This window comes from Stenotrophomonas sp. SMYL89 (assembly GCF_036319985.1).
In the GTDB taxonomy this organism is placed as follows: Bacteria; Pseudomonadota; Gammaproteobacteria; order Xanthomonadales; family Xanthomonadaceae; genus Stenotrophomonas; species Stenotrophomonas maltophilia_Q.
This window is the reverse complement of the sequence record NZ_JAWIRW010000003.1, coordinates 199,613-219,663: the sequence shown is the minus strand read 5'-3', so window position 1 is coordinate 219,663 and position 20,051 is coordinate 199,613. Positions and strand designations below refer to the sequence as shown.

The window sequence follows — 20,051 nt, the reverse complement described above, 5'->3', positions numbered from 1 at the left end:
GTTTAGTGATGTGAAGGAGATATTTCATAGGACAAATGTGTCCATATGGAACGAAAGAAGACCCTCGACAGAGGATTTAAATGTAACTATCGTTGTTACATGAAATCCGCGAATCCCCTTTCCGACGCCCTGCACGTGATGGCGCATCTGGTCGGCCATGCCGCCCCGCGCACCTCCGAGCAGCTGGCGTCGTGCCTGCCGACCCATCCGGTGGTGATCCGCCGCCTGCTGGCACAGCTGCACAAGGCCGGCCTGGTGCGCAGCACCCGTGGTCATGGCGGCGGCAGCCAGCTGGCCCGCGATGCCGCAGCGATCACCCTGCACGACATCTATCTGGCGGTGGGAGCGCCGCCGCTGGTGCAGGTCGGTACCCGCGACGCCAGCGGCGGCTGCCCGATCCAGCAGCTGGTCAACAGCGCCCTGCTGGAGGGCGCGCGCGAGGCACAACGGATGCTTGAACAGCGATTGCAAGCGACCACGCTGGACCAGCTCGGCGCCGACTTCGCCCGCCATCTCGCCCATCACCGTTCCCTGGAAGGTCCGCATGAATCCTGATGTGCTCATCGTCGGCGGCAGCTATGCCGGCATTGCCGCCGGCCTGATCCTGGCCCGTGCCCGTCGCCCGGTTACGGTCATCGATGTCGGTTCGCCGCGCAACCGTTTCGCCAGTCATTCGCACGGGGTGCTCGGGCTGGATGGCATCAGTGGCGCCGAGCTGCTGAAGACCGCGCGCCAGCAGCTGCTGGACTACCCCACGGTGCGTTGGGTGCATGCCGAAGCCGTGCAGGCCACCGCCAGCGCTGAAGGCGTGGAACTGCGTACCGCCGATGGCCAGGTCCTGGCCGCACGCAAGCTGCTGCTGGCCAGTGGCATCGCCGACCAGCTGCCGGACCTGCCGGGGCTGGCCGAGCGCTGGGGCAGTACCGTGCTGCATTGTCCCTACTGCCATGGCTACGAAGTGGGTGGTGGCGCCATCGGCCTGCTTGGTGGTCACCCGATGTCCGCCAGCAAGGCGCCGCTGTTCGCCGATTGGGGAAATGTCACCTTCTTCAGCCAAGGCCTGCCGATCACCGATGAGGAGCAGGCCGCCATGCAGCAGCGCGGCGTGCAGATCGAGACCGCGCCGGTGGTGGGCGTGCAGGGTGACCAGCCGACCTGGCTGGAAGTGGAGTTGGCCGATGGCCGCCGCATCGCCCAGCGTGCGCTGTTCGTACCGGCCACCCAGGCGATGGCCACGCCGCTGGTGCAGCAGCTCGGTTGCACCTTGGTCGAGAGCCCGCTGGGGGTGCTGATCGAGGTCGACATGATGAAGCAGACCTCGGTGCCGAACGTGTATGCCGCAGGCGATGCGACGACGGTCGGCAACATCACGTTGGCCGCTGCCGAAGGCGTGCGTGCGGGCATTGGTGTGCACCATGCGCTGGTGGGCGAGGACAGCGTGCCGCGTTGATCGCTGCGCCGGTAGCTGCCGACCTTGCCCGGCGCCGTTCGATCCACGCATGGCGTGGATCTACCGCAATCGAGCGCGGTGGGTGCCGGCCCTGGCCGGCACCGTTCCATCATCCCTTCACGCACAGCACCTGCCGCAGCGTGTGCACCACGTCCACCAGGTCCAGCTGGGCGGCCATTACATCATCGATCGACTTGTACGCCGCCGGTGACTCGTCCAGCACGCCGCTGTCCTTGCGGCATTCCACATGCGCGGTGGCCTCGCGGTGCTGGGCCAGCGTGATCTGCTGGCGTGCAGCGCCACGGCTCATCACCCGGCCGGCACCGTGGCTGCAGCTGTGGAAGCTGTCCGCGTTGCCCTTGCCGCGCACGATGTAGCTGCGCGTGCCCATGCTGCCGGGAATGATGCCCAGCTCGCCCTCGCGCGCACTGACCGCGCCCTTGCGCGTCACCAGCAGTTCCTGGCCGTGGTGCGTCTCCTTCTGCACGTAGTTGTGGTGGCAGTTCACCGCCATCGCCGCCAGCTGGAACTTCGGCAAGCGGTGGCGCATCTCGGCCAGCACGCGCGACATCATCGCCTCGCGGTTCTGCCGGGCGTAGTCCTGCGCCCACGACACGGCTTCGACGTAATCATCGAACAGCGGCTCGCCTTCCATGAAGAACGCCAGGTCCTTGTCCGGCAGGTGGAAGCCGAGCACGCGCCGTGCCAGCTCCTCGCGCGCCTTTTCGATGAAGTAGGTGCCGATCAGGTTGCCGGTGCCGCGCGAGCCGCTGTGCAGCATCACCCACACCGTATCCGTCTCGTCCAGGCACAGTTCGATGAAGTGGTTGCCACCGCCCAGCGTTCCCAGCTGACGGTCGAGCTTGTCGGTGCGGATCCTGCGGTGCCTGTCCTTGATCTTCTCCAGCCCGGCGGCCAGCCCGGACTGCACCAACCGGGTGTGGATGCTGTCGGGCATGCGCTGGTGCTCGCCGCCGCGCCCGTTGCCGACCGGGATGCTGCGCTCGATGCTGTTGCGCAGCTGCCGCAGGTCATCGGGCAGGTCGTTGGCGCGCAGTGTGGTGCGCACGGCGGCCATGCCACAGCCGATGTCGACGCCGACCGCGGCCGGAATGATCGCGCCACGGGTCGGGATCACCGAGCCCACGGTCGCGCCCTTGCCCAGGTGCACGTCCGGCATCACTGCCACCCACGGCCCGACGAACGGGATCGCAGCGATGTTGCGCAGCTGCTCATGCGCCTGCGCTTCCAGCGGAACGCCGTTGACCCAGCCCTTGATCGGCGTGGTGCCCTGGGCGTGCAGCCATTGATAGTTGTGTTGAGTGTCCATGTCTTCGTGTATGTCCTTGATGGGCCGGCGGCGCGTCCCTGCGCCGCCGCTACCCCCTACCTGATCGTCACCAGCTGCTTCAGCACGCCATCCAGGCCGCCGAACACGGTGAGCTTGTCGATCTTCTCGGTGACCTTCTCCAGCGCCTCCAGCTCCTTCAAGCGCATCAGCACCGGGTTGTCCTCGATCAGCTTTGCGGTGTTGAGCTGCGAACGCGTGGCATTGGCCTCCTCGCGGCGGCGGATCACGCTGGCCTGGGCCTGCTTCTCGGCCAGCACCACGCCGTTGAGGATCTCCTTCATCTCGCCCGGCAGGATCACGTCCTTGATGCCCACGCCAAGCAGACGTACACCGTGGCCCTCGATCGCGGCCTGCACATGGGCGGCGATCTCACCGTCCAGTGCCGCCTTGTCACCCAGCAGCTCGTCCAGGCTGCGCACGGCAATCGCCTGGCGCAGGCCGAACTGCAGCTGCCGATAGATGAACTCATCAGCATTGCTGAGCGAGCGGTGTGCCCGCACCGGGTCGACCACCTGCACGGTCGCGGCCAGGTTCACCCGCAGGGTCACCTTGTCGCGGCTGAGCAGCTCCTGGCCGGATACGTCCAGCGAACGCGCACGCAGCTCCACACGCTCCACCGACACGTTGCCGTTGAAGTTCCAGAACGCGTGCAGGCCGGCGTCCAGCGTCTGCCGCAGCGTGCCATCGATGAACAGCAGGCCCACCGACTCGCTCGGCACGGTGCTGATCACCGCCACACGCGGCAGCACGCCCAGCTGGCCCAGCCGCTGCTGCACGTCCGCCGGGACGCGCGGCTCGTCACCGAGTGCCATCACGCGCACCTGAGTGTCGACAGAACCGCGCCAGTACAGGCGGCGGCTGCCCGGCGGCAGCACCTCGTCGATGCGGCCGTTGCGCAGCAGCAGGCCGACCTCGCCGGCACCGACGTTGGCCAGCACGAAGTGCGTGTCCAGCGTCGCGCCCAGCGCTTCGATCAGGCTGTCCTGGTCGCTGCCGGAGTAGGCCGCGCCCTTCGATGCGTTGTGGATGTCCACCTGCGGGCGGCCGCCGAACAGCGACAGGCGGTGCACACCCGGCAGCAGGATCTGCTGGAAACGACGGTTGCGATACACCAGGCCGCGCTCGCCGTCGCCGATCACGACCTTGATGGTCCAGAACATGGGAGTCTCTCCTTGTATGGCTCTGGTGGTTCGACCCGTTGCGGATGAATCGCCAGGACCCGGGTCGATCAGGTCGTGGCGAGGCCGCGTGCACACCACGTGCAGGCAGCGGAAGAGGGCGGCCATCGGCGGACGGTCCGCGCGCGGAGCCTTCGGTGCACCGGCAGTGCTGCCGTCGTCGTTCCCGGCAGGCAGCACCGGGGCGGAACGTGGCTGGCATTGACGGCGGGCCGAGGCCCGGCGTGCGGTCCGTTGCCCTTCCTGTAACGCCCGAAGGCGTTCGCAGGACCGGCGACGATGGCCGCTGGGGCGTGCGCCCCGGGTGTTGCTTTACGTCATGACGTGGAAGGTCATGTGGTTGGAGTGGGAGTCGAACCCACGACAGACGGAATCAGGGTCCGTTGCTCTACCCGACTGAGCTATCCAGTGGTGAACCGCGCGGAATCGAACCGCGTGCCGGCGAACCGGCGCCTGCCTCCAGCAGGCGATCCAGGCGATGGCATGTCCGCGACCTCCGGCATACGCCACGGCAATGCCGCGCGCACCAGCCCGTGGTTGAAACGGGACCGTTGGTAGTCGAGGGTGCAGGCCACCGACATTATCGCGAGCGATAATGTTTGGGTGCGATGCAGATAATGTCCAGGCGTTGCCGTGCACGCGGAGAAAATCCTCCGGTGGGGCGGAAAAACCTGGGTCAGTGAGCGGCGGGTTGCCGCGTGGGGTGCAGTTCTGGCATCGCCGGTCCTTGCGCCGACGCAAATGAAAACGCCCCCGGGACTTGCGTTCCGAGGGCGTCGTCAGGCCTCGGAGATCGGGGTGGCCGATCTCCGCAGGGCGGGTATCAGGCCGTTGTCAGCTGGACTTCCTTGCAGAACGCGCGCGCCAGCACGTCCATGCGCAGGCATGGCAGCAGTTTGGCGGTGGCGACGGAATGCGCGTTCAAGGGAAGTTTCCAGTGGTTGTTGAAACGAGGTGCGCACGATAAACCACGATTTAGTCGTGCGCAACTATTTTGTTCAATTATTTTCTTCGCTGTTGTGCAATGCCGGCCAGCGGCCGGCACTGCAACTCAGGCTTCCGTGCTGGCGGCATCCAGCTGCGCGACATCCTGCACGCTCAACGACACGTTCGCCGCCGCCAGCAGATCGTGCAGCTGTTCGACGCTGGTAGCGCTGACGATCGGCGCGGTGATCGACGGCCGTGCGATCTGCCAGGCCAGTGCGATCTGCGCAGCGCTGGCGCCGTGCTTGCTGGCCACGTCATCCAGCGCCTGCAGGATGCGCAGGCCGCGCGGGTTCAGATAGCGCTTCACTACTGTCTCGCCACGCGCCGGGCTCTTGGCCGCATCGGCCGGCGTGCGGTACTTGCCGCTGAGGAAGCCACTGGCCAGCGCGTAGTAGCCGATCACGCCGATCTGCTCGCGCTGCACCAGCGGTTCCAGTTCCTTTTCGTAGCCGGCGCGGTCATACAGGTTGTACTCCGGCTGCAGGGTTTCGTAACGCGGCAGCTTGTAGTCGGTGGACACCTTCAGCGCATCGGCCAGGCGCGTGGCGCTGTAGTTGGAGGCACCGATCGCACGTACCTTGCCGGCTTCGATCAGGCGGCCGAACGCAGCCAGCGTGGCTTCCAGCGGCGTCGACTCGTCATCCTCGTGGGCCTGGTACAGATCGATCACGTCGGTCTGCAGGCGGCGCAGCGAATCCTCGACCGCCGCAGTGATGTTGTCCGGGGTCAGGCCGGGGCGTTCGGCCCACTTGGCCACCTTGGTCGCCAGCACCACCTTGTCACGCTTGCCGCTGCGCGCGAACCACTTGCCGATCAGTGTTTCCGATTCGCCGCCGGCGTTGCCCGGCACCCAGGCCGAGTACACATCGGCGGTGTCGACCAGATTGAAACCGGCGTCGACGAAGGCATCGAGCAGGGCGAAGCTGGCCTTCTCATCGGCGCTCCAGCCGAACACGTTGCCACCGAAGGCGAGCGGACGTACATGCAGGCCGGAACGGCCCAGTTCGCGGGTTGCCGTCATGGGCACGGACTCCTTGGGGGAAGTGCTCCAGAATAGAACGCGATGTGTGACCGTGCTGCGGCGGCGACCACAAAACAGTGTTCCGCGATGCGCACGCCGCTAACGTTTTGTGAACACCTTGGACGCTGCGACTGCTAGTCTCGCCGCATCTTCCGCTGGAGTCGTCCCGATGATGCCTGCTTCGTCCCTGCGTGGCTGCCGCCTGCTGCTTGCTTCGGCCCTGCTTGCTGCTGTTCCCGCGTTCGCCGCACCGGCCACGGTCGCGCCGGCGAAGATCGAGGTCTCGCCGGCCATCGAGGCGGCGGTGAAGGCGCCCACCCGCGATGCCAACAACATCAAGCGCGATGGCTTCCGTCATCCGGCGCAGACGCTGTCGTTCTTCAAGGTGGCTCCGGAAAAGACCGTCATCGAGATCACCCCCGGCAACGGCTGGTACTCGGAGATCCTGGCGCCGCTGCTGCATGACAAGGGTCATTACGTCGCCGCCGTGGTCGACCCGATGGCCGTGCCCGAAGGCCGCGGCCGTGACTACCAGCAGCGCAGCCGCGACAGCCTGGAGAAGAAGTACGCCGGCGCCCCGGCACAGTTCGGCAAGACCGCCGTGGTCGCCTACGATCCAGCCAAGCCGGTCTTCGGCCCGGCCAATTCAGCCGACGTGGTCCTGACCTTCCGCAACGTGCACAACTGGCGCAAGGCCGGCCAGGCGCAGGGCATGTTCCAGGGCTTCTACAACGTGCTCAAGCCGGGCGGCGTGCTGGGCGTGGTCGAGCATCGCGCCAAGGCCGATGTGGCCGACGACGATGACACCGGCTATGTCGGCCAGCAGCAGGTGATCGCGATGGCCGAGGCGGCTGGTTTCAAACTGGATGCGCGCAGCGAGATCAACGCCAATCCGCGCGACACCAAGGACCACCCGAACGGCGTGTGGACGCTGCCGCCGACCAACCAGCACGACAAGGCCGATGATGCGAAGTACCAGGCGATCGGCGAAAGCGACCGCATGACCCTGCGCTTCATCAAGCCGTAAGAGGGGCATGTGCGGACCCTGTAGAGCCGAGCCCATGCTCGGCTCATCGCGCGCAGCGCGACAGGGACGTGGCGCATGGCGCGGCATGGGACAATGCCTCATCCGCCGACTGCCGTGCCCGCAATGCTGATCGCCTTCAACAAGCCCTTCAACGTGCTCTGCCAGTTCACCGACCGCAGCGTGCCGCCGCGGCCGACCCTGGCCGGGTTCGGCCTGCCGCCGCGCGTGTATGCCGCCGGTCGTCTGGACCATGACAGCGAAGGCCTGCTGCTGCTGACGGATAACGGCACGCTGGCGCACAAGCTGACCGACCCCAGGCACAAGGCCGACAAGACCTACTGGGTGCAGGTGGAAGGCACGCCCAGCGATGAGCAGCTGCAACGGCTGCGCGATGGGGTGGAGCTGAATGACGGGCCGACCTTGCCGGCGAAGATCGAGCGCCTCGATCCGGCGCCGTCGCTGTGGACACGCGATCCGCCGGTGCGCTTCCGCAAGACCGTCCCCGATGCCTGGCTGGCGATCACTATCCGCGAGGGCCGCAATCGCCAGGTGCGGCGGATGACCGCGGCGGTGAACCTGCCGACGCTGCGCCTGGTCCGCGTTTCGATGGGACCCTACCGGCTGGACGACCTGCAGCCGGGGCAGTGGCGGCAGATCGGCTGAAACAGAAAGGGCCGGATACCTCGCGGCATCCGGCCCTGGCTCGGGGTCAGATCCCTTCCGCAGGAAGGGCTCTGACCCGGTCGGTCACACTCAGGCGTCGCTGCCGATATCGCTGTGCTCGTCCACCACGGTGTCGTTGCGGCGGTCACGTGCGTTGATGCGCTGCGCCTGCCCATTCACCACGTGGCCATTGGCAGCCTTCTTCTTCTGCTGCTTGCGGTACAGCGCATAGCCCAGCAGGCCGACACCGACGGCAGCAGCGGCGATGGTCACGGCCGGGTTGCGGCGTGCGAACTTGGTGGCGACCTTGCCGCCGGTCTTCACTGCGCCGATGGCGGCGCCGGTCTTGATCCAGTCCGCATTGCGCAGGCTGCCACCGGCGCTCTTCAGGCCATCGCCGGCGGTGTGGGCCAGTTCCAGGGCGCGCTCCAGAGCGCGGTCGGTGATTACGGTGAGCTTGCTCATGCGGGGGTCCTTTGCCTCGGGTCGAAGTCCAGTGTCGCGTGTTGCCCGTAAACGGTATGTCAGTCGGGGCCGCAGGCGGTGTGACTTTAGCGTAGCCATTCAGGATCAGGCAGGGTGGGTCGGATCCCTTTCCGTTGGGAAACGGCTCTGACCCCGCCCTTCAGGTTCCGCGCGGCTTGGCCCGGTGCGTGGCCGTCGCGGTCCACGGATCATCCGGCCACGGATGCCGCGGGTAGCGCCCCTTCATTTCCTTTTTCACTTCGGCGTAGGTGCTTTCCCAGAAGTTGCGCAGGTCCTGGGTGACCTGCAACGGGCGGCCGCCGGGGGAGAGCAGGTGCAGGGTCAGCGGCACGCGCCCATCGGCGATGCGCGGCGTATCAGCCAGGCCGAACAGTTCCTGCAGCTTCACCGCCAGCACCGGTGGCAAGGGCTCGCCACTTTCGCTGTCCAACTCGTAGGTGATCGGCCGCTCCAGTCCGGACGGCACGGTAATGCGGGTCGGCGCATGGCGCTCGACCAGCTGCCGCTGCGACCACTCCAGCGGCGACTTCAGCGCCTCGCCGAAGCTGGACTCGTCCAGCGCATCCAGACGGCTCTTGCCGGCGAACGCGGGCTGCAGCCACTGCGCACGGTTGGCCAGCAGGGCCGCGTCGCTGCAGTCGGGCAGATCCAACTCCGGCATCCAGCGCCGCAGTGATTCCACCCGTGCCTGCCACTGGCGCAGGCCTTCGGTCCATGGCAGCGCCTGCAGGCCGAGCTCGGCCACCGCGTCGGTCAGCGCCTGCGCGGCGTGCTGCGGATCGACCCGGCCGGCCGAGCGGCTGTCCAACACGATGCGGTCGAAACGGGTCTCGCGCAGGGCCACCAGGGCGCGGCGCTCGCTGTCCCAGCGGACCACATCTTCGGTGACGAAGCGCTCCGGCCACGCCTTGCGCAGCTGGCCTTCGTCCACCGGTGCGGCACGCAGCAGCAGCGCATCGCGTGCCTCGAAGCGAAGCTCGCTGGCCACCAGCCACGGTTCGCCACGCAGGTCGCTCAGCTCGTGCAGGCGCGCGCTGCGCCCATTGGCCAGCAGGTAACGCAGTGGATCGCCGGGATGCTGGAAGCCGATCCGATCAGGGAAGGCGTGAGCGAGCAGGTCACCCAGCTGATGGGCCTCGATGCTGGCCGGCGGCGTGGCTTCGCAGCGCAGGCGGCGACGCCACTGCTTGGCGGCGGCATCGATGGCGGCCAGCCCGCTACGGTTGGCATCGCCCGGTGTGCGGCCATTGCGGAACGCGGCCAGTGCGCGCCAGCGGCTCGCCAGCGCGTCACCGCCTTGGCGCAGCGGATCGCGCGCTTCCAGCAGCGCGGCCAGATCGGCGGCCAGCGCCTGCGAACGTGCATCGGGCGCGGCCAGCAGCATCGCCGCCATCCGTGGGTGCGTACCCAGCGCCAGTACGCGGCGGCCGAGTGCGGTGATCGCACCACTGCTGGACAATGCGCCCAACCGCTGCAGCAGTTCGCGGGCGGCGCCCATCGGGCCGGCAGGTGGTGGATCGAGGAAGCGCAGGTCGCTGCTGCCCCAAGCGGCCAGTTCCAGTGCCAGTCCGGCCAGTTCCACCTGGTCGATCTCGGCCCGGCGCTGCGGCTCCAATCGCTGCGACTGCGGCCACAGCCGCCAGGCCACGCCTTCGGCCACGCGACCGGCGCGACCGGCGCGCTGGTCGGCCGACGCCTGGGCGATGGAGACCACGTCCAGCCGGGTGAAGCCGCTGTTGGGGTCGTAGCGCGGTTCGCGTGCCTGGCCGCTGTCGATCACCACGCGCACGCCGGGCAGGGTCACCGACGACTCGGCCACGTTGGTGGCCAGCACCACGCGGCGGCGGCCGTCGCTGGCGGCCTGCAGCACGCGCGCCTGCTGTTCCACCGGCAGCTCACCATGCAGGGCCAGTACTTCGACGCCGGCATCCAGCGATTCCTGCAGGCCGGCCTGCACCCGCGCGATCTCGCGCTGGCCGGGCAGGAACACCAGCAGGTCACCGGGGTGATCGGCCAGGGCCTGCTGCACCGCGCGGCGCACCTGCAGTTCCAGCGTCTCATCGCGGCGCGCCGGGAAATGGCTGATCGCCACCGGGTAGCTGCGGCCCTCGCTGCTCAGTCGCGGCGCATCGAGGAAGCGTGCCAAGCGCTCGCCATCCAACGTTGCCGACATCACCACCAGACGCAGGTCATCGCGTAGCTGTGCCTGCACGTCCAGCGCCAGCGCCAGGCCCAGATCGCCGCTGAGGTGGCGTTCGTGGAATTCGTCGAACAGGATCGCGCCGACCTCTTCCAACATCGGGTCGTCCTGCAGCATGCGGGTGAGAATGCCCTCGGTGACGACCTCGATGCGGGTGCGTGCCGAGATCTTGTTCTCGAAGCGGATGCGGTAGCCGACCGTGCCACCGACCTCTTCACCGAGCTGTCGTGCCATGAACAGCGCCGCGCTGCGCGCAGCCACCCGGCGCGGTTCCAGCAGGATGATCTTCCGGCCCTGCAGCCACGGTGCGTCCAGCAGCGCCAGCGGCACCTGGGTGGTCTTGCCTGCGCCGGGTGGGGCTTCCAGCACCAGCCGCGGCTGCGCAGCCAGGTGCTGCTGGATCTGTGGCAGCAGCGGGGAAATCGGGAAGAGCGGGGCGTTCATTATGCAAAGGATAAGGGGCCACGGCCGGCGCAGGTACAATGCGCGGGCACTTTTCCCCCGCGATGACCATGCACCTGATCGATATCGGCGCCAACCTGACCCACGACTCCTTCGACCGCGACCGCGATGCCGTGCTGGACCGTGCGCGCCAGGCCGGCGTGGTGCAGATGGTCATCACCGGCGCCAGCCGCGAGCACTCGCCGTTGGCGGTACAGCTGGCGCAGCAGCATCCGGGCTTCCTGTATGCCACCGCCGGCGTGCACCCGCATCATGCGGTGGAATACACCGACGAATGCGATGCCGAGATGCGCGCGCTGCACGCCCATCCGGAAGTGGTGGCGGTGGGGGAGTGTGGGCTGGACTACTTCCGTGATTTCTCGCCGCGCCCGGCCCAGCACCGTGCGTTCGAGCGCCAGCTGCAGCTGGCCGCGGACAATGGCAAGCCGCTGTTCCTGCACCAGCGCGACGCGCATGCCGATTTCATGGCACAGATGAAGAACTTCGAAGGTCGCATCGGCCCGGCGGTGGTGCATTGCTTCACCGGCGAACGCGATGAACTGTTCGACTACCTGGACCAGGACTGGTACATCGGCATCACCGGCTGGCTGTGCGATGAGCGCCGTGGAGCGCACCTGCGCGAACTGGTGAAGAACATCCCGGCCAACCGCCTGATGATCGAGACCGACGCGCCGTACCTGCTGCCACGCACACTGAAGCCGATGCCGAAGGATCGCCGCAACGAACCGATGTTCCTGTCGCACATCGTGGAAGAGCTGGCACGTGACCGTGGCGAGGACGTTGCGTTGACCGCGGCCAATGCCACGGCGGCCGCGCGCACGTTCTTCCGTCTGCCCGACGCGGGTTGATCCGTAGAGCCGAGCCCATGCTCGGCTCATCGCGCGCAGCGCGACGGACACGGAGAGCAGCCGAGCATGGGCTCGGCTCTACAAAGCGCTGTCCGGTAGCGCCGGGCCATGCCCGGCGAGCGAAGCGGCAAGGTCCTTCAGCCCTTCCCGATACGTCGGAAACCGTGGCGCCCACCCCAGCGCTTCACGCGTGCCCCGGCTGTCGATGCGCTTGTTGCTCTCGTAGAAGCGTCGCAGCGTCGGGCTCAGTGCCGGGTCATCCCAGGCCACGGCGGGCGGCAGCGCAAACCCGCCCAGCTTCGCGGCGAAGGCCAGCACATCCTGCGGCGGTGCGGGCTCGTCGTCGCTGGGCAGGTAGAGACCCTGCCGGGCCGGTCGCCGCATTGCGGCGATGATGACGGTTGCCAGGTCATCCACGTGCAGTCGGTTGAACACCTGGTCCGGGCGAACCACGTGGCGTGCACGGCCCTGTGACAACTGCACCAGCGCATTGCGGCCCGGTCCGTACAGGCCTGGCAGGCGGAACACCGCCGAGGCGATGCCGCGTTGTCCGGCCAGTGCACGCCACTGTGCTTCCGCGAGCAGGCGCTGCACGCCGGCCGCGTCGGTGGCGTCGGCCGCGCTGCGCTCGTCGATCCAACCGCCGGCGCGATCGGCATACACCGAGGTGGACGACAGATAGCCGACCCAGCGCAGTGCTGGGCTGGCCAACAGCGCGGGCAGCAGCAGGCGCAAGGCAGGATCGCCCTCGGCATCGGGCGGCACGCTGCACAGCACGGCATCGGCGTGTGCGATCTCCTCGAGCAGATCGGGCGAAGGTGCGGTGTCGGCCTGCAACCGATACCGACGAAGACCGTCATCGGGCGCCGCTGCCGGATCGCGCACCGTCCCAGCAACCTGCACGCCACGTGCCTGCAACTGCGTGGCCAGCACGCATCCGCTCCAGCCCAGGCCGAGGATCAGCACCCGCGCTGGCAGTGCGTTGGCCTGCAACGCGAAGCTCACGCGCTGCGCAGTGCCTGGTAGGCCTGCAGGCTGCTGTAGGCGACCTGCAGCAGCAGGGCTTCCTGGTCGGCCTTGCGCGCACGCGCCAGCATGTCGCCGACGATCTGCTCGACCTCCACCTGCTGGCCGGCCTCCAGGTCACGCAGCATCGATGCCTTCAGCGCAGATCCGGCCTGGGTCAAGGTGCCGCGCGCGTTGTCCTGCGCGGCTTCGGGAATCGGTTCACCGGCGGCCTCGGCCACGGCCAGGCACTCGTCGTACAGGCCACGCACGATCGCCTCGCCATCGTGGGTAGCGACGATGGTGCCGATGTCCGCACGCAGCAGGCAGGTGGCTGCGGCCAGCGCGGTCAGGAAGGTGTACTTGATCCATTGCTCCTGGCCGATGTGCTCGCTGGCCAGGTGATCAAGATTGGCCTGTGCGCAGGCGGCAGCGAAGGCGCGCACGCGCGCGGAGATCGCGCTGCCATCGCGCTCGCCGAAGGTGAGCTTGGCCGGCTTGCCCAGATGCAGCACGGCGCCGTCGGCGGCCTTGGTGGCGCTGATGAAGCACAGGCCGCCGAGCACCGCCTCACGACCGAAGCGCGCATCCAGTGCGTTGTAGTGATGCAGGCCGTTGAGGATCGGCAGCACGGTGGTGTTCGCACCGACTGCCGGCGCGATGGCATCGATCGAGCTGTCCAGGTCATAGGCCTTGCAGCTGAGAATGACCAGATCGAACGGCTTCTCCGCGGCGAGCGCGGGCAGTGCCTCGGCGGTCACGTGCTGCACCGGGAAGCAGGCATCGCCGATCGGGCTGTGGATGACCAGCCCATCGCGGTCCAGCTGCGCTGCGCGGGCGGGGCGCACGAGGAAGGTCACGTCCACGCCGGCCTGGGCCAGTCGACCACCGAAGTAACCGCCGGTACCGCCGGCGCCGAGGATCAGGATGCGCATTGCAGGTTCACCGTGTTCTGGGGGAATCAGAACTGCGATTGTGCCGGAGATTGCGGCCAACGGCGGTGCCCCCCGTGGTGGTTCGCGGAAAGCACTGTTCAGTGGGGTTGGCCCGGCGCGGCCACCGCCACCGCGTGAAGCAGTTCAAGGGCGGAAGCGGGTCGCTCGCTGCGCTCGCCCATGCAGAGCGGTACTCAGCGCAGCTGCTCGCTGAAGTCTTCGGTGTATCCCAGCAGAAGCGTGGTGCGGGTGGCCAGCGTCGCAGCCAGGTGCGACCAGGTGTCGTCCCTTCCTGTGGCAAAGATGTGCTGCAGATCCGTGACCAGAGCACTCGCTTCCGCAGGCAACGGCGCGCTGTCGCGCTGGAAGCCCAACCACGATGCGCCAAGCCCGAACAGGCGGTAGCCATGGTGTTCCTGCAGGTGCCGGATCAGGGCATGGTTCTGGAAGATGTCCCAGTCGGCGCTGAAGTAGCCATTGGGCAGGGCGGCGATCAGCAGGTCGTCACGGACCACGGGTACCTGCTGCACGCAGACCACCTCGTCGACGATCAGATCCGGCGCGGCATTGGCAGCAACCAGCGCCTCGATGTCTGCGTCACTGCACATCAGTGTGCCTGCCAGCGCGCTCCATTCCAGCCGATGAGAGGAATGCTCGAGCTGCGCGATGACATGCGCCAGCAATCGCTCGCGTGCCGCCAACGCATCGTCGGGGGTTGCCGGGTCTTCGTCCTCGTACAGCGCGATGCGCGCGTCGTCTGACGCGTGCATGCTGGTGTAGCGGCACTGACCGGCATCATCAAGCGTGCACAGATAGCGGTGCCGGGGATCAGCTGCGTGCCGTGTGGCCAGGTATCCCAGCACCTCATCCAGCGTGGGCGAATCGCCCAGCAGCGCGTGGCTGAAGGCATCGATGGGGCCGTCCGACACGGCCTTGTCCAACGGAATGGAAGTGATCTTCATCGCCACAGCCTAGCCGCAATCCCAAACGAAAAGAGCCGAGCATCGGCTTGGCTCTACAGAGATCGCTTCATCCACGCATGGCGTGGATCTACAGTGTCGACCAAGGTCGACACCCACCAGGCTCCCGCCATGCCACGGATAGTCAGCTTTTGCCGTTGCCGTTGAAGTTGATTCAGCGGGTGCGGGGCCGCAGGCCCTGCAGGCAAAACTCAGCTGCGCATGCCCACGCCACGGCGCAGCAGCCACAGCGCCAGTGCCGTCAGCACCACCACGAAGCCGATCATCAGGCCGTAGGCCACCGGCAGCGGAACGTCACTGCTGCCCAGCAGGCCATAGCGGAACGCGTTGACCATGTAGAAGATCGGGTTGGCGTGGGTGGCCGCCTCGGCCCAGGTCGGCAACAGCTTCACCGAATAGAACACGCCACCCAGGTAGGTCAGCGGGGTCAGGATGAAGGTCGGCACGATCGCCACGTCGTCGAACTTCTTCGCATACACCGCGTTGATGAAGCCGGCCAGCGAGAAGATCGTCGCGCCCAGGATCACCGTGGTCAGCATCACGATCGGGTGCGGGATGCGCACCGGGGTGAAGAACATCGCGATGATCAGCACGATCACGCCCACCATCAGGCCGCGCAGCACGGCACCGGCCACGTAGCCCCACAGGATCACCCAGTTCGGCATCGGGCTGACCAGCAGCTCTTCCACATGGCGGCCGAACTTGGCGCCGAAGAACGAGGAACTGATGTTGCCGTAGCTGTTCTGGATCACGCTCATCATCACCAGGCCCGGCACGATGAACTGCATGTAGCTGTAGCCGCCCATCTCACCCACGCGCGACCCGATCAGGTTGCCGAAGATCAGGAAGTACAGGGTCATGGTGATCGCCGGTGGCACCAGGGTCTGGCCCCAGATGCGCATGATGCGGGCGACTTCGCGGCGCACGATGGTCATCAGTGCGACGCGGTTGCGCTGGCCGTCGGTCAGCTCGGTGGTGCTCATGCGGAAGTCTCCAGGTTGCCGGTGAGGCGCACGAACAGCTCCTCCAGGCGGTTGCTCTTGGTGCGCATCGAACGCACGCGGATGCCAGCCTCGTTCAGCGTGGCGAACACGCGGTTGAGGTCCATCGCGCGCGGCATGTCGATGTCCAGCGTGTGCGGGTCCGGGGCGGTCAACGTCGCGCCTTCGATCACCGGCAGCTGCGCCGGCAGTTCACCGTCGATGTCCAGCAGGAAGCCTTCCACGTCCAGCTTGGCCAGCAACGCGCGCATCGGGCCCTGCTCGACGATCTGGCCGTGGTTGATGATCGCCAGGTGCCGGCACAGGTACTCGGCCTCTTCCAGGTAGTGCGTGGTGAGGATGATCGTGGTGCCGGCCGCGTTGATCTCCTTCAGCACGCGCCACATGTCGCGGCGGATCTCGATGTCCACGCCGGCGGTCGGTTCGTCCAGGATCAGCAGGCGCGGGCGGGTCATCATCGCGCGGGCGATCATCAGCCGGCGCTTCATGCCGCCGGACAGTGTGCGGCTCATCACCTGGGCCTTCTCCCACAGGTGCGCGCGCTTCAGTTCCTCTTCGGCGCGCTGCTCGGCTTCCTGGCGCGGCACACCGTAGAAACCGGCGTAGTTCACCAGGATGTCGAAGGGCTTCTCGAACAGGTTGAAGTTGATTTCCTGCGGCACCAGCCCGATCAGGCGCATGGTGGCGCTGCGGTTGCGCACCAGGTCGCTGCCGAACACCTCCACCTGGCCCTCGCTGAGGTTGACCAGGGAGCTGATGATGCCGATCAGGGTCGACTTGCCGGCGCCGTTGGGGCCGAGCAGGGCGAAGAAGTCGCCCGGAGCCACTTCCAGGGAAACACCCTTCAGGGCCTGGGTGCCGTTGTCGTAGGTCTTGCGCAGGTCGCGCACGCGCAGGGCGGGCGCCATATCGTTCTGGGATGCCAAGCTCGAAGCCTTCGCGCCCATGGGCTGGCGCTGGAGAGGGGGCGGGGAGGGGCTATTATAGAAGACCCCGAGGGCTTGCCCCGGCTACACACTGTCCCGAAAAGTCGTGCCTGTTCAATTCCCCCTCAAGCTGGTCGGCTGCCGCATGCTGGCCCCGACCGTCGGCCACTACCAGTTCGTGCGTGACGATGGGCAGCCGCTGGATTTCCAGCCCGGCCAGTTCATCCAGGTCCATTTCAGCTATGCCGACGGCACCGAAACCAAGCGCAGCTACTCGCTGGCGACCATCCACGACCACGCGCTGGGCCCGGGCGAGGCGGTGGATATCGCGGTCAGTTTCGTGCCCGGCGGCGCCGCCACGGCCCTGTTCGAGGCGCTGGAGCAGGGCGGCCAGATCAATGCGTCCGGCCCCTATGGCCGGTTCTGCCTGAACCCCGGCGACCACAACGCCCGCTACCTGCTGATCGCCACCGGCACCGGCGTCACCCCGTACCGCTCGATGCTGCCGCTGCTGGAAACGGCCATGGCCGAGCGGGGCGTGCAGATCGTGCTGCTGCAGGGCGCGCGCAGCCCGGGCGAGCTGCTGTACAGCGAAGATTTCTACAGCTTCGCCGAAAAGCATCCTAACTTCCGTTATGTTCCGTGCCTGTCGCGCGAACTGCCGGCCGATCCGCATCCCGACGTGCAGCATGGCTACGTGCAGCAGGCGCTGGCCGGTTTCTCGCCGGACCCGGCCACCGACATCGCCTACCTGTGCGGCAACCCGGACATGGTCGACGCCTGCGCCGAGCTGCTCAAGGCTGCCGGACTGGGCAACCCGCAGATCCGCCGCGAGAAGTACGTCAGCAGCAAATAGGCCCGGGTAGTGCCGGCCGCTGGCCGGCAACCCCCTCATGTACCGGAGGCGGCCTCATGCCGCCTCCGGAACCTGCCTCAGTACGCGACCCAGGCATCCCGCCAAGCGTAGCCGGTGCCCGGACGGTAGGCATCGGCATTGATGTTGCACCACGCACCTTCCGGGAAGGGACGGCAGGCGTACAGTTTGCCGTCGGTGCCCTTCACCACGGTTTCGCCGGGTTTATAGCTGCCGATACCAGCCGGGTAGATGAAGTCGTAGTCACCTGGAGGTGGGTCTATCGGGCCCGGTCCCGGAACCAGTGTTTCGAGCTGGAAGCGGTTGCCAGGCTTGAGGTAGACACGATTATCCGTGGCAGAAGCGACCGGCGTGATCATCCCGTCTTTCATTACACCCACACGTGCGTGCTGCGCGTTGGCGTTGACCTGCCGTGCCAGCGCCAAGGGCCATTGATTCGCTGCGGTCTGACCAGCGCTCAGTGTCAGCGCCGGGCGTTCCAGATCGTTGCCGTTGGCACTGAACACCCGCAGGGTCAAGGTGGTCCCGGTGTCCAGCGCGCCCCGCGCGATGACCGGACCTGCGTCCTGCCATTGCGGCGGCGGGGTGACGCCACCACCGCCTTCGAAACGCACGTCCATGCAGGTGTAGAAGGCCTCCTGCGAATCCGAGCGCTGCCAGGTATTGTAGATGATGTGCTGGCCCTCGCGCTTTGGCAGCGGGCAGTCCAGCTTGTATACGCCACCGGCGGACAACGGTACGTTGCCCAGCGTGCAGAAGGCTTCCAGATCACCCCAGCGCAGGGGAGAGCCAGGTTGCCAGCCATCGCGGGTGACGTAGAACTTCCACTCACGGGTTTCGTGCGGAGCGGAACCCAGGAATTCAAAGGTGTAGCGACCGCGCGCGTCGGCCCGTATCGGCGAGGTGGCCCAGTCGCTGCGGTTCAGGTCCAGGCCGCGATAGGTGGAGTTGCCGCCGCTGCACAGTTGCCCGTCCGGAACCACCGCCTGGTGGTTGCCGTTGGCATGAGCCTGATTGACACCAGCCCAGTCGTAGAACGGTTGGGCACCGCCCAGCTGCTTGGCGGCGGCGCAGGCCGGATTGGTCGGGTTTTCCGGGTTGCCCAGATAGCATGCGTAGACACGGCTGGTGGGCTTGGACATGGTGCCATGGGCGAAGGCGCTGCCAGGCAGCGCCAGACCCGCGATGAAGGACAGTGCAAGGACGGTCCGATGGGACAGGTGCATCAGGAATCTCCTGTGGGTGGTGGAACCCTGCGGAGTTTCGACATGCGTCCCGGCACGCTCCATAGGAATAGTTTGAAAGGTAAGGGTGCGTTTTCTGCGCTGCGATGAACTTCGCATTCCGAGGGGGAACGACGAAAAAACGCCGTTCCCCGCAGGGCATCTCAGTACGCGATCCAAGCGTCCCGCCAGGCAGAGCCGGTGCCCGGACGATAGGCATCGGCATTGACGTTGCACCACGCACCTTCCGGGAACGGGCGGCAGGCGTACAGCTTGCCGTCGGTGCCCTTCACCACGGTCTGGCCCGGCACGTAGCTGCCGATACCGGCCGGGTACACATGGTCGAAATCACCGCCCGGCGACGGCGTACCCGGGTCCGGCACCTTGGTGTCGAGCTGGAAGCGGTTGCCGTCCTTCAGGTACACACGGTTGGCGGTGGCCGATGCGGTGGGCGTGATCACGCCGTTGCTGAGCACACCCAGCCGCGCATGCTGTGCATCGGCATTGACCCTGCGTGCCAGCACCAGCGGCCACTGTGCCGCGGCGGTCTGGCCGCTGGCCAGGGTGGCCTCCACGCGCTCGACATCGTTGCCGTTGGCGTTGAACACGCGCAGCGCCAGCGTCGTGCCGACCGGCAGCTCACCGCGCGCAGTGACCGGGCCGGCATCCTGCCATTGCGGTGCTGGCGTGCCGCCGCCGCCCTGGAAGCGCACGTCCATGCACGTGTAGAACGCTTCGGTCGAATCCGAGCGCTGCCAGGTGTTGTAGATCACGTGCTGGCCGCTGCGCTGCGGCAACGTGCACTGCAGCTTGTAGGTGCCATCGGCCGACAGCGGTGTATTGCCCAGCGTGCAGAATTCCTGCAGGTCGGCCCAGCGCAAGGGGCTGCCCGGCTGCCAGCCTTCGCGGGTGACGAAGAAGCGCCAGTCGCGCGTGGCATGCGGCGCGGTGGCCTTGAACACGAAGGTGAATTTGCCATTGGCATCAGGCTGGATCGGCGTGGTCTGCCAGTCGCTGCGGTCCACGTCCAGGCCGCGGAAGGTCGGGTTGTTGCCGCTGCACAGCTTGCCATCGGGTACCACCGCCTGGTGGTTGCCATTGGCGTTGGCCTGGTTGATGCCATTCCAGTCGTAGAACGCCTGCGAGCCGCCGATCGCCTTGGCGGCGGCACAGGCCGGATTGGTCGGGTTCTCGGGATTGCCCTGGAAGCAGGCATAGACGCGGCTGACCGGCGTGGTCATGGTGCCGTGAGCGGCTGCAGTGCCGGCCAGGCCGAGGCCTGCGGCGGCGAACGCGGTGGCCAGCAGCACTGGTGTGGAGCGGAATGACATGGCGCATCCTTGTGGTCGTCGAAAGGGAACGGTGACCGCAGGCGTTGCGCTGCGCGGCGGACTTGCGGCGGCACCACAGCGAGTATCGAGTCGTGGTGCGGGC

At 67.1% G+C, this 20,051-nt stretch carries 18 protein-coding genes and 1 tRNA gene; 6 read left to right on the top strand and 13 right to left on the bottom strand.

Annotated features, from left to right (window positions below; translation table 11 throughout):
• The first annotated feature begins 99 nt into the window (after positions 1-99).
• Both V3B41_RS05480 and V3B41_RS05475 read left to right on the top strand, forming a co-directional pair.
• Entirely contained in the window at positions 100-555 is a 456-nt protein-coding gene (locus V3B41_RS05480; RefSeq protein ID WP_049427226.1) for an Rrf2 family transcriptional regulator, read from the top strand.
• The gene (locus tag V3B41_RS05475; RefSeq protein WP_329860353.1) at positions 545-1,450 is read left to right on the top strand and encodes an NAD(P)/FAD-dependent oxidoreductase; all 906 of its coding nucleotides are present in this window, start codon (positions 545-547) and stop codon (positions 1,448-1,450) included. The genes V3B41_RS05480 and V3B41_RS05475 overlap by 11 nt, the downstream gene beginning before the upstream one ends.
• Before the next feature lie 109 nt (positions 1,451-1,559).
• Here V3B41_RS05475 and V3B41_RS05470 read toward each other — a convergent pair whose 3' ends face one another.
• The 4 genes from V3B41_RS05470 to V3B41_RS05455 all read right to left on the bottom strand — a co-directional run bounded on the left by V3B41_RS05470 (position 1,560) and on the right by V3B41_RS05455 (position 5,987).
• Entirely contained in the window at positions 1,560-2,780 is a 1,221-nt protein-coding gene (locus V3B41_RS05470) for an RtcB family protein (protein WP_049427222.1), read from the bottom strand.
• A gap of 56 nt (positions 2,781-2,836) precedes the next feature.
• Entirely contained in the window at positions 2,837-3,961 is a 1,125-nt protein-coding gene (locus V3B41_RS05465; RefSeq protein ID WP_049427220.1) for a slipin family protein, read from the bottom strand.
• 355 nt (positions 3,962-4,316) lie between these two features.
• A tRNA-Gln gene (locus V3B41_RS05460) sits at positions 4,317-4,387 on the bottom strand.
• Positions 4,388-5,030: 643 nt separating this feature from the next.
• Entirely contained in the window at positions 5,031-5,987 is a 957-nt protein-coding gene (locus tag V3B41_RS05455) for an aldo/keto reductase (protein ID WP_197632932.1), read from the bottom strand.
• Between the two features lie 169 nt (positions 5,988-6,156).
• Between V3B41_RS05455 and V3B41_RS05450 the strand changes: the two genes are divergently transcribed.
• A complete protein-coding gene (locus V3B41_RS05450; RefSeq protein WP_329860350.1) occupies positions 6,157-7,014 on the top strand; it encodes a methyltransferase in 858 nt (285 codons plus the stop codon).
• A 123-nt stretch (positions 7,015-7,137) separates the two neighbouring features.
• Positions 7,138-7,677, top strand: coding sequence for a pseudouridine synthase (locus V3B41_RS05445; protein WP_019336761.1), 540 nt, complete (start codon positions 7,138-7,140; stop codon positions 7,675-7,677).
• Between the two features lie 90 nt (positions 7,678-7,767).
• On the opposite strand, the gene V3B41_RS05440 is transcribed toward V3B41_RS05445, so the two are convergent.
• Together V3B41_RS05440 and hrpB are read right to left on the bottom strand one after the other, a co-directional pair.
• On the bottom strand, positions 7,768-8,142 hold the full coding sequence (locus tag V3B41_RS05440) for a hypothetical protein (RefSeq protein ID WP_049427214.1): 375 nt from the start codon (positions 8,140-8,142) through the stop codon (positions 7,768-7,770).
• A gap of 160 nt (positions 8,143-8,302) precedes the next feature.
• Positions 8,303-10,807, bottom strand: a complete 2,505-nt coding sequence (gene hrpB / locus V3B41_RS05435) for an ATP-dependent helicase HrpB (protein ID WP_049427213.1) — start codon at positions 10,805-10,807, stop codon at positions 8,303-8,305.
• Positions 10,808-10,875: 68 nt separating this feature from the next.
• Between hrpB and V3B41_RS05430 the strand changes: the two genes are divergently transcribed.
• On the top strand, positions 10,876-11,673 hold the full coding sequence (locus tag V3B41_RS05430; protein ID WP_049427229.1) for a TatD family hydrolase: 798 nt from the start codon (positions 10,876-10,878) through the stop codon (positions 11,671-11,673).
• Positions 11,674-11,751: 78 nt separating this feature from the next.
• Here V3B41_RS05430 and V3B41_RS05425 read toward each other — a convergent pair whose 3' ends face one another.
• The 5 genes from V3B41_RS05425 to V3B41_RS05405 form a co-directional block, all read right to left on the bottom strand.
• Positions 11,752-12,678: an NAD-dependent epimerase/dehydratase family protein gene (locus V3B41_RS05425; protein ID WP_197632940.1), complete on the bottom strand. Its 927-nt coding sequence runs from the start codon at positions 12,676-12,678 to the stop codon at positions 11,752-11,754.
• On the bottom strand, positions 12,675-13,613 hold the full coding sequence (panE, locus tag V3B41_RS05420; RefSeq protein WP_329860347.1) for a 2-dehydropantoate 2-reductase: 939 nt from the start codon (positions 13,611-13,613) through the stop codon (positions 12,675-12,677). Before panE ends, V3B41_RS05425 begins: the two co-directional genes overlap by 4 nt.
• Positions 13,614-13,807: 194 nt before the next feature.
• Positions 13,808-14,575, bottom strand: a complete 768-nt coding sequence (locus tag V3B41_RS05415; protein WP_049427208.1) for a hypothetical protein — start codon at positions 14,573-14,575, stop codon at positions 13,808-13,810.
• A 209-nt stretch (positions 14,576-14,784) separates the two neighbouring features.
• Positions 14,785-15,576 (bottom strand): ABC transporter permease, encoded by a 792-nt coding sequence (locus V3B41_RS05410; protein ID WP_049427207.1) that lies wholly within the window; start codon positions 15,574-15,576, stop codon positions 14,785-14,787.
• Positions 15,573-16,541 (bottom strand): ABC transporter ATP-binding protein, encoded by a 969-nt coding sequence (locus V3B41_RS05405; RefSeq protein ID WP_049427206.1) that lies wholly within the window; start codon positions 16,539-16,541, stop codon positions 15,573-15,575. The genes V3B41_RS05410 and V3B41_RS05405 overlap by 4 nt, the downstream gene beginning before the upstream one ends.
• Positions 16,542-16,626: 85 nt before the next feature.
• On the opposite strand from V3B41_RS05405, the gene V3B41_RS05400 reads away from it, so the two are divergent.
• Positions 16,627-17,376, top strand: coding sequence for a ferredoxin--NADP reductase (locus V3B41_RS05400; protein ID WP_080354965.1), 750 nt, complete (start codon positions 16,627-16,629; stop codon positions 17,374-17,376).
• Positions 17,377-17,453: 77 nt separating this feature from the next.
• On the opposite strand, the gene V3B41_RS05395 is transcribed toward V3B41_RS05400, so the two are convergent.
• Together V3B41_RS05395 and V3B41_RS05390 are read right to left on the bottom strand one after the other, a co-directional pair.
• Complete coding sequence (locus V3B41_RS05395; protein WP_049427201.1) at positions 17,454-18,620, bottom strand: lytic polysaccharide monooxygenase; 1,167 nt, start codon at positions 18,618-18,620, stop codon at positions 17,454-17,456.
• Positions 18,621-18,781: 161 nt separating this feature from the next.
• On the bottom strand, positions 18,782-19,948 hold the full coding sequence (locus tag V3B41_RS05390; protein ID WP_049427199.1) for a lytic polysaccharide monooxygenase: 1,167 nt from the start codon (positions 19,946-19,948) through the stop codon (positions 18,782-18,784).
• Positions 19,949-20,051: the final 103 nt, after the last annotated feature.

Excerpts from the sequence above, each read along its gene's own strand:
- V3B41_RS05440 (WP_049427214.1), bottom strand. The coding sequence starts at position 8,142 with ATGAGCAAGCTCACCGTAATCACCGACCGCGCTCTGGAGCGCGCCCTG.
- V3B41_RS05390 (WP_049427199.1), bottom strand. The coding sequence starts at position 19,948 with ATGTCATTCCGCTCCACACCAGTGCTGCTGGCCACCGCGTTCGCCGCC.
- V3B41_RS05450 (WP_329860350.1), top strand. The coding sequence starts at position 6,157 with ATGATGCCTGCTTCGTCCCTGCGTGGCTGCCGCCTGCTGCTTGCTTCG.
- V3B41_RS05455 (WP_197632932.1), bottom strand. The coding sequence starts at position 5,987 with ATGACGGCAACCCGCGAACTGGGCCGTTCCGGCCTGCATGTACGTCCG.
- V3B41_RS05415 (WP_049427208.1), bottom strand. The coding sequence starts at position 14,575 with ATGAAGATCACTTCCATTCCGTTGGACAAGGCCGTGTCGGACGGCCCC.
- V3B41_RS05405 (WP_049427206.1), bottom strand. The coding sequence starts at position 16,541 with ATGGGCGCGAAGGCTTCGAGCTTGGCATCCCAGAACGATATGGCGCCC.
- V3B41_RS05430 (WP_049427229.1), top strand. The coding sequence starts at position 10,876 with ATGCACCTGATCGATATCGGCGCCAACCTGACCCACGACTCCTTCGAC.
- V3B41_RS05480 (WP_049427226.1), top strand. The coding sequence starts at position 100 with ATGAAATCCGCGAATCCCCTTTCCGACGCCCTGCACGTGATGGCGCAT.
- V3B41_RS05470 (WP_049427222.1), bottom strand. The coding sequence starts at position 2,780 with ATGGACACTCAACACAACTATCAATGGCTGCACGCCCAGGGCACCACG.
- V3B41_RS05395 (WP_049427201.1), bottom strand. The coding sequence starts at position 18,620 with ATGCACCTGTCCCATCGGACCGTCCTTGCACTGTCCTTCATCGCGGGT.
- V3B41_RS05465 (WP_049427220.1), bottom strand. The coding sequence starts at position 3,961 with ATGTTCTGGACCATCAAGGTCGTGATCGGCGACGGCGAGCGCGGCCTG.
- V3B41_RS05410 (WP_049427207.1), bottom strand. The coding sequence starts at position 15,576 with ATGAGCACCACCGAGCTGACCGACGGCCAGCGCAACCGCGTCGCACTG.
- V3B41_RS05445 (WP_019336761.1), top strand. The coding sequence starts at position 7,138 with ATGCTGATCGCCTTCAACAAGCCCTTCAACGTGCTCTGCCAGTTCACC.
- hrpB (WP_049427213.1), bottom strand. The coding sequence starts at position 10,807 with ATGAACGCCCCGCTCTTCCCGATTTCCCCGCTGCTGCCACAGATCCAG.
- V3B41_RS05475 (WP_329860353.1), top strand. The coding sequence starts at position 545 with ATGAATCCTGATGTGCTCATCGTCGGCGGCAGCTATGCCGGCATTGCC.
- panE (WP_329860347.1), bottom strand. The coding sequence starts at position 13,613 with ATGCGCATCCTGATCCTCGGCGCCGGCGGTACCGGCGGTTACTTCGGT.